Below are 8,287 nucleotides of genomic sequence, written 5' to 3'. Positions count from 1 at the left end.
GCCAAGCCTGTAATCGGCTGGCATGTTGACTGGCATTCCAGCAAAAACAAACGTTACGAATCAAGGAAGCAGGAGAGAAAGAAACCATATGAGCGTCAATGACATGATCAAAAAGTCGGTGCTGAAATCCTTCGGCCAATACAATGTGCCCAAAATGGCGCTGGCGTTGCTGGTGGCGTTGATCGTCGGCATCGTCATTTACTGCGTGTACCGCCGTTTCTACACGGGTGTGGTGTATTCGCGCAGTTTTGCCGTTACGTTGGTGGGCATGTGCGTGCTCACCTGCATGGTCACGCTGGCCATCAGTACGAATATTGTGATTTCGCTTGGTATGGTCGGTGCATTATCGATTGTGCGCTACCGTACCGCGGTCAAGGATCCGATGGATCTGTTGTATTTGTTCTGGGCGATCACGTCTGGTATTGCGGCGGGCGCCGGCATGTATGTGCTGGTGATTGTTGCCGGATTGGTGATGATCGGCATGCTGGCTCTGTTCTACTCGCGTCAAGACAAGGGGCGCGTGTACATTGCGGTGATCCACTATGTGGGCGATGTAGTGGGAGATGAGATCACGCGCGCGTTCGGACGCACCAAATTCTTCGTAAAGTCCAAAACCATGCGTGGCGAACGCACGGAAATGGCGGTTGAAGTATTCTGTGATGATAAGGACATGACGTTCGCGGAACGCGTTCGCGCCATTGAGGGTGTCGAAGACGTGACGCTGATACAGTACAACGGTGAGTATCATGGGTAATCAATTCGATGTTGCCGCAGGCGCGCGGCTGGAATCCACGGGCAGGGCGCCCAGCAACGACGAAATCGTACCCAGATTCTCTCTTGACGACATCAACCAGGCGTTTGACAACAACGAATTCTGCTTCTACCTGCAACCCAAATGCAATGCTGAAACCGGCGCAATCGTGGGTGCGGAGGCGTTGGTGCGTTGGAATCATCCGGAATATGGCTTGGTGTCTCCCGGCGAATTCATTCCTCTGCTTGAACGTGAGTCAATGGTCACGCGGTTCGATTTGTTCATCTGGCGTTCCGTGTGTGAAATGCTGTCGCGTTGGGATGGGGAGGGGCGCAATCTGGTGCCGGTGTCCGTCAACGTGTCGATGACGGATATCGAGGCGATCGATGTGGCGCGAGTGCTTGGCGACCTGCTCGATCGGTTCAGCATCGATGCTCGCCTGCTGCAGGTGGAGATCACGGAAAGTGCGATCGCACATAACATGGATGTGGTCGAAGAGACCATTCGGGACCTGCATGCGCGAGGCATTGCCGTGCTGATGGACGATTTTGGGTCGGCGTATTCGTCACTCAACATGTTGAAGGACATCAACGTCGATGCCATCAAACTCGACATGAAATTCGTTGACCTGAATGCTGACAATGCGGCGAAAGGTTTGAAAATCATCGAATCCGTGATCGACATGGCCTACCAGCTGAGACTGTCGATCATTGCGGAGGGTGCGCAGACCGCCGAACAGGTGAGCAAGCTGCGTGAGCTGGGATGCATGTACATCCAAGGATATTATTTCTACCGTCCGCTCACTGTGGGAAAGATGGAGGATTTGCTGGAACACCGCCCGGATGACCAGCATTTCTGGAATATCTCCAAAGATCTGATGCATCGCGACTACCGCATGTCGACGAACGGCCGCAGCATGCTCGAATCGTCGTCATTGTCGGCGCATATTTTTGAAATCCTTAACAAGGGCGTTGCGGAACTGTCCCGACTGAATCTCATCACGGGAGAATATCGCACCATCAAACGCGATCCGAAACTTCCGGACGTGTATGCGGATGATTTTCATGATTACTGCCATGCATTGGTTTCAAAACGGATCATTCATCCAGATGATGCCGGAGAATTCCTGAAACACACGCGATTGTCTGATTTGCGCGACCAACTATTCAGTAAGAAAAAATCGGAATTCACGTATTTTAGAAGCGAGGTCGAGGCGAAAACCAGCGTGATCGCATTCGGTATGCTGGTACCCCCTGATTGCAGCGAGGCCAATCCGTGGGCCGTGGTGCTGATCGGATTCGACCTGTCGCTCGACCTAATCGCCAAGAACATGAAGGAAATCTATCGGCAGGACTCCTTGACGGGATTGCTCAACCGCAATGCATACGACAGCGATGTGGAGCAGCTGCGGAGCGCCGACATCGGGGCGGTGGTGTGCGTGTATGCGGATATGATCGGCCTGCACGAGGTGAACAACCATCTCGGGCATAAGCAGGGCAACCGCATGTTGTGTGAGTTCGCGGACGCGGCGCGCGCGTTCTTCGGCGATGACCGGTTGTATCGCATCGGCGGCGACGAATTCGTGATAATCAGTTCCGCGCATACGGAAGCGCAGACACGCAAGCAGCTGAACTACATGCGTGAGCGCTTGCATACGCAAGGCTGCGAGATATCAGTGGGCGTAGCGTCGAGCGAGTCGACTTCCGATCTGCCGAAAATCATCGAACAGGCCGAAAACGAGATGCGCCGCGAAAAGAAGGAATACTACGTGCGAGGCGGCAGCAAACGCCAGCTGCGCGGGCTCAACGAAAAACTTGAGGACATTCTGGTGCGTAATCAGGATATGGAATCGTTGCTGCGGCATTTGAACGGACGCTATTCAATCGCATGCATGGTGAATCTGCGTACTGACTCACAGCGTGCGATCATGGTGCCCGACTATTTCCAGAAGATGCTTGACGCGCATGACGGTTCGTTCAAAAGCGCGCTGCATGACTATTGCGAACGATTGGTGGCGCCGTTCTGCAAAGACAGTTTCTCCCTGCTTATGGATTACGACTTCATTCATGCCCGCGTCGAGTCGGTCGGCGTGTTGCAGTACGGGTACACGCGAAACGACGGAGAGAAGTTCCTGCTTACGATTTTCGCCGATCGACGTTCCAAAGACGAGACCATGTGGGTGTTCTCCAAGGATGATCTGCCGCAGGTCGAGCTGGAATTATTCGAGTCATAAGGCCGTATTGTCTGGTTTTATGCGTTTTTGTGTGATGCGTTCGCATATTTTGTGAGAGCGCTCACAGAAAAGGTTGTGTCGATTTCCAGCCGAATCGCAAAATGGGGTCTATGATGAGAATCGTCGGTCATGGCAACGGTTGCTATGACACGGCGAACAAGCACAGTCGCTTAAAGGAGACATCTATGGTCTATCGCATGATTTTCAACCAGACTGCATACTTCGGTCGCGGCGCCATCAAGGAGATCCCGGGCGTTGCCAAGTCCCATGGCTTCACCAAGGCGTTCATCGTCACCGATCCGGTACTGCTGGAAACCGGCACCGTCAAGAAGGTCACCGATGTGCTTGATGAGGCAGGCATGCCGTACGAGGTCTTCGACAACGTCAAGCCGAACCCGCCGGTCGAATGCATTCAGGATGGCGTTGCCAAGTTCGCCGCATCCGGTGCTGATTTCCTGATCGGTCTGGGCGGCGGCTCCCCGCAAGACACCTGCAAGGGCATCGGCATCATCACCGCCAACCCGGAGTTTGCCGATGTGCTCTCCCTGGAAGGCGTTGCCGACACCAAGAACCCGTCCGTGCCGATCTTCGGCGTGCCGACCACCGCAGGCACCGCTTCGGAAACCACCATCAACTATGTGGTCACCGATACCGCCAACAAGCGTAAGTTCGTGGCCGTCGACCCGCACGACATTCCGATCGTCGCCTTCGTCGATCCTGATCTGACCGACTCCATGCCACGCGGCCTCAAGGTCGCCACCGGTCTTGACGCCCTGACCCACGCCATTGAAGGCTACATCACTCCGGGCGCCTGGAGCCTGTCCGACTGCCTGAGCATGCAGACCATCCGCATGATTGCCAAGAACCTTGCCAAGAGCGCTGACGGCGACGTTCCTGCAGGCGAGCAGATGGCCTACGCCTCCTACATCACCGGCATGGCCTACTCCAACGTCGGCCTCGGTCTGGTGCATGGCATGGCCCACCCGCTGGGCGGCCGCCTCGGCGTTGCCCACGGCGTTGCCAACGGCATTCTGCTGGCACCGGTCATGGAATACAACAAGGACTTCACCGGCGAGAAGTATCGTGACATCGCCGACGCCTTCGGTGTCGAAGATGCCTACACCGGCGATCTCGAGACGGTTCGCGAAGAAGCCGTCCAGGCCGTGCACAAGCTCACCGTCGACCTGAAGAACCCGACCACCATCTCCGAAGTCGGCGCAACCGAAGCCGATCTGGAAGCACTGGCCCACGACGCCTTCAACGACGTGTGCACCCCGGGCAACCCGCGTCAGGCCACCGAAGAAGACATCCTCGCCATCTACAAGAGCCTGATGTAATGCGAAAACTCTCACGAATCGGCAATCGCATGCAGCGAATCTGCAGTGAAACCCGATTGTGAGAGAACATCGCTGAAAGCATTAAAAATCGTGGTGCGAAACTTCACAAAGCATTCGCACCACGATTTTTATATCTGCACATATATTACGGATTAATCGAAATAATGTAAACAATAATCCGTGATTATCAATCGCAAGTATTGGAATTACTCGTGCTTTTCGCTCCACTCCTCATCGGTGGGAGTGTCATCGTACCATTCGCGGCCTTCCTGCTCGGCCAATTCCATCTGCTCGTTGATCCACGCCGCCTCCGCAGGATTGATATCGGCGGTGTCAAGCACCTTCTGCCATACCGGATACAGCAGATGCATCACCGGATACAGCGCGGTGAGCAGAATCTCCGGCTTATGCTTGCGTGAATGCTGTGGATGCGCGTCGAACGTGTTCTTGAAACGACGCATGTAATTGTTGAACGACGTGAGCGACGTGTCCATACGGCGGGCGCTGATGCCTGCGATCATGCGCGGGCAGTACACGGTTTTCAGATCCTTGCCCAGCAGATGCAGCGAAATATCGATATCCTCATGCATCACATCGGCCTTGTCTCGGCACACTTCGTCAGAAATTTCGCGCCAAGCTGAAGCGCGGACCGCCATATTCGAGCCAAACAGCAACGGCTGGCCGCCATCGGCCTTGTAAATACGCTTGCGTGTGGAATTATCCCCACGCAAACCAAAATGGCGGCTCGGCAGATCGTAATACATCACCGGACCAGTGGCACCCATGGCCTCCGGGTCCTCAGTGAAAATGCCGGACACCACTTCGACCCAATCCGGGCGAATCATGCAATCGGCGTCGAAACGGCCCAGAATGTCGCCGGTGGCGTGGTTCAAACCATAATCGCGCGTCGGAATCAGCCCCTGCTCCTCATCCTGATGCAGCAGACGGACGGGTGCTTCCGGGTGGTCTTTGATGAACTGCTCCACCATGGCCACCGTCGAATCGGTGGAACGATTGTCGACAACGATCACTTCATGGGGCATCACGGTCTGCCTAGTGGCATTCAACAGGCAATCGTTGATACGCTCCTCTTCATTCCAAGCGGGGATGACAATTGAAACGTTCAGCATAACTACCACAATAGCTCAGCCTGTACACGACGCCTATCGCTACAATAGGGAGCCATGAGCGACAGCGAACAGCGAATGAACAATACGCAGAGCGAAAACGGTGCGAACACCAGCGAACAGCGATGGGACCTCGGCACCCTGTTTCCAGCCAAAGGAGATCCCCGAAAACCACCGGAATGGCTGGGGCGTGCGCTGCTATACATCGCCATAGCCATTGTGGGGTTTACTTTCTGCTGGCGCAGCTGGGGCAAAATCGAATATCTGGTGATCGACATCATCGTCTCGCTGTTCATCGCGCTCGCGGTGGAGCCGGTGGTGGTGCCGCTGGTCAAGCATGGCTGGAAACGTTCGTTCGCGTCGCTGTTCTCGCTGCTGATGCTGGCCGTGATGCTCGGCGTGCTGTTCACACTGTTCGGCAACCTGTTCGTGCAGCAGATGATCGCCTTGGTGAACGGTCTGCCCGACCTGTATGAGCAGATGTGCCAGTTCGCCAGTCAATACGCGAATTTCCAGCTTCCTGAGATCAATAATCTCGGCAATGAGATTCTGAAGAACATTCAAACGTCGTGGGTCACTGATTTCGCGGGTACCGCGCTGAATACGGTGTCGGGATTGTTTTCGTTCCTGATTAACCTCATGACGATAATCATGACCACGTATTACATTTCAGCGGCTGGTCCGAAACTGCGTCGTGCCGCATGCCAGTGGATGGCTCCGGCGGCTCAGCGGCGATTCCTGTTCGTATGGACGGTGAGCCAGAGCCAGATCTCGTCGTTCCTGTTCTCCCGCGCCATTCTCGCGTTGCTGAACGCGTTCTTCACAGGAATCTGTCTGATGCTGCTGCACGTGCCCTATTGGCTACCGTTGGCGCTGTTCTGCGGTGTGGTTTCGCAGTTCATTCCTATGTTGGGTACGTATATCGGCGGCGCGTTGCCAGTGCTGTTCGCATGGGGTAGCTGCGGATTGTGGCAGGCCGTGGCGGTGCTGGTGTTTATCTGCGTGTATCAGCAGATCGAGAATCTGATTTTCGCGCCGAAGATCTCCCAGCGCACCATGGATGTGAACGATGCCGTGGCGTTCCTCGCGGTGCTGGCGTTCACCTCGCTGTTCGGCGCGTTGGGCGCGTTCCTCGCATTGCCGGTGGTTGCATCCGTGCAGACGATCTTCCGCACCTATACAAAGCGGTACGAGCTGGTCGATTCCCCGCTGATGGACGATCCGGTGCCTGAAAAGAAGTCGAAGCTGGTGGAAGGTGCCGAAGTACTCAGCGAGCATCTGCACAATATGCCTCGCGCGGTGCAGGGATCCAGTGCGCATGTGCCTATTCCCGACGAAGTGCGGCAGTTGCAGGAGCAGGCGTACAATATCACCCGTTCCGAGGAATCGCTGGAATCGGACGAAACCGTCGCCATCCCGAAGCACGTGTTGGACAAAACGGAACGCAAGCCATTGCAGGGTCTTGAGAGTGAAAACACATCTCAGGAATCCAACGAAAATCCGGAATCCGGCAATGAACGGAAGAACGGCGAGTCGCGGGAAGCTGAAGGAAGTACGAAAAACGCGGATGACAATCCAAGAAGTAGGTGGCGTTAATGGTACTGCTGAGCGTACTTGACATTCTGCTGGTCATCGTCGGTGGCGCAGGGGTGGTCTATCAGGCGGTGTGCATTCTCATCTCCCTGTTCACCAAGCCGATCAAATTTCCCGACGCGCCGATGGACAAGCGTTACGCGGTGCTGATTTCCGCACGAAACGAGGCGAACGTCATCGGCAACCTCATTACCTGCATCCAAACGCAGACCTACCCGACCGAACTGGTCGACATTTGGCTTGTCGCCGACAATTGCACCGACAATACCGCCGAAGTGGCGCGCAATATGGGCTGCCATGTGATCGAACGCTTCAACAAGGAGCTTGTGGGCAAAGGCTACGCGCTGACGTATCTGCTCGATCAGATGAACGATTCCGGTGCATCCGACCCGTACGATGCGTTCTTCGTGTTCGACGCCGACAACAAGCTCGACAAGCATTACGTCGAAGAGATGAACAAGGCGTTCCAGTCGGGATTCAAGATTCTCACCAGCTACCGCAATTCCGTGAATTTGTCTGACAATTGGGTCTCTTCCGGTTCTGCATTGTGGTTCATCCGTGAATCTCGATTCCTGTCGGCCTCGCGCATGTGGCTCGGCAACAGCTGTCATGTAGGGGGTACTGGCTTCATGTTCTCGCAGGAGATCATGCGTCGCAATAATGGTTGGAAATTCCACCTTTTGACCGAGGATTTGGAATTCACCATGGATTCCTTGCTGCACGGCGACCGCATCGGCTACTGCGGTACCGCGATTCTGTATGACGAGCAGCCTGTCACCTTCGCGCAGAGCTGGCGTCAGCGTTTGCGTTGGAGCAAGGGCTTCCTGCAAGTGTTCCGTTATTACGGGCCGGCTTTGGTCAAACGCGCCATCAGGGAACGCGATTTTTCCGCCGTTGATTTCACGCTGCTGTTGTGTCCGTTCACGGTGATCGGTATTGCGCGCGTTCTGCTGGGACTGTTGTTCGCGACCTGCGGATTCGTGACATGGCAGAGCCAGTTGAGCTCGTTGACCGGTTGGACGTCCGGCATTGTGACGTCGGTGATCGGCATGATGGCGTTGGCCGCGTTGACGATTATTGTGGAACGCGATCAGATTGGCGCCACCAACAAGGAGCTGTTCGCGTATGTGCTGAGCTTCCCGATCTACATGTTCAGTTATGTGCCGATCTCGTTCCAGGCGATGTTCGCCAAGTCCGAATGGAAGCCGATCGAGCATAAGGGATGACGTTCGTTCGCTGGCTTGCG

At 55.3% G+C, this 8,287-nt stretch carries 6 protein-coding genes; 5 read left to right on the top strand and 1 reads right to left on the bottom strand.

All coding sequences use genetic code 11. The annotated features are described in order from the left end of the window. Window positions 1–88 precede the first annotated feature (88 nt). The 3 genes from Q5H33_RS05350 (at window position 89) to fucO (ending at window position 4,321) form a co-directional block, all read left to right on the top strand. A complete protein-coding gene (locus Q5H33_RS05350) occupies window positions 89–754 on the top strand; it encodes a DUF4956 domain-containing protein (protein ID WP_004219873.1) in 666 nt (221 codons plus the stop codon). Beyond that, window positions 747–2,984, top strand: coding sequence for a diguanylate cyclase (locus Q5H33_RS05345; protein ID WP_302423408.1), 2,238 nt, complete (start codon window positions 747–749; stop codon window positions 2,982–2,984). Before Q5H33_RS05350 ends, Q5H33_RS05345 begins: the two co-directional genes overlap by 8 nt. Before the next feature lie 185 nt (window positions 2,985–3,169). Further along, on the top strand, window positions 3,170–4,321 hold the full coding sequence (fucO, locus tag Q5H33_RS05340; protein ID WP_022245249.1) for a lactaldehyde reductase: 1,152 nt from the start codon (window positions 3,170–3,172) through the stop codon (window positions 4,319–4,321). A gap of 206 nt (window positions 4,322–4,527) precedes the next feature. Here fucO and Q5H33_RS05335 read toward each other — a convergent pair whose 3' ends face one another. After that, window positions 4,528–5,451 carry a glycosyltransferase family 2 protein gene (locus tag Q5H33_RS05335; RefSeq protein WP_034880524.1) on the bottom strand — a complete coding sequence of 308 codons (924 nt, stop codon included), beginning with the start codon at window positions 5,449–5,451 and terminating at the stop codon, window positions 4,528–4,530. Window positions 5,452–5,505: 54 nt separating this feature from the next. Here Q5H33_RS05335 and Q5H33_RS05330 point away from each other — a divergent pair, with 54 nt between their 5' ends. Together Q5H33_RS05330 and Q5H33_RS05325 are read left to right on the top strand one after the other, a co-directional pair. Further along, a complete protein-coding gene (locus tag Q5H33_RS05330) occupies window positions 5,506–7,044 on the top strand; it encodes an AI-2E family transporter (protein WP_004219863.1) in 1,539 nt (512 codons plus the stop codon). Next, on the top strand, window positions 7,044–8,267 hold the full coding sequence (locus tag Q5H33_RS05325) for a glycosyltransferase family 2 protein (protein ID WP_034880526.1): 1,224 nt from the start codon (window positions 7,044–7,046) through the stop codon (window positions 8,265–8,267). Before Q5H33_RS05330 ends, Q5H33_RS05325 begins: the two co-directional genes overlap by 1 nt. Window positions 8,268–8,287: the final 20 nt, after the last annotated feature.

The organism is uncultured Bifidobacterium sp. (assembly GCF_959020145.1).
In the GTDB taxonomy this organism is placed as follows: domain Bacteria; phylum Actinomycetota; class Actinomycetes; order Actinomycetales; family Bifidobacteriaceae; genus Bifidobacterium.
The sequence above is the reverse complement of the archived record's forward strand: the minus strand, read 5'-3'. Positions and strand labels throughout refer to the sequence as shown.

What these genes read in the sequence shown, in the direction of transcription:
- fucO (WP_022245249.1), top strand. Translation starts at nt 3,170, where the DNA reads ATGGTCTATCGCATGATTTTCAACCAGACTGCATACTTCGGTCGCGGC.
- Q5H33_RS05330 (WP_004219863.1), top strand. Translation starts at nt 5,506, where the DNA reads ATGAGCGACAGCGAACAGCGAATGAACAATACGCAGAGCGAAAACGGT.
- Q5H33_RS05350 (WP_004219873.1), top strand. Translation starts at nt 89, where the DNA reads ATGAGCGTCAATGACATGATCAAAAAGTCGGTGCTGAAATCCTTCGGC.
- Q5H33_RS05335 (WP_034880524.1), bottom strand. Translation starts at nt 5,451, where the DNA reads ATGCTGAACGTTTCAATTGTCATCCCCGCTTGGAATGAAGAGGAGCGT.
- Q5H33_RS05345 (WP_302423408.1), top strand. Translation starts at nt 747, where the DNA reads ATGGGTAATCAATTCGATGTTGCCGCAGGCGCGCGGCTGGAATCCACG.
- Q5H33_RS05325 (WP_034880526.1), top strand. Translation starts at nt 7,044, where the DNA reads ATGGTACTGCTGAGCGTACTTGACATTCTGCTGGTCATCGTCGGTGGC.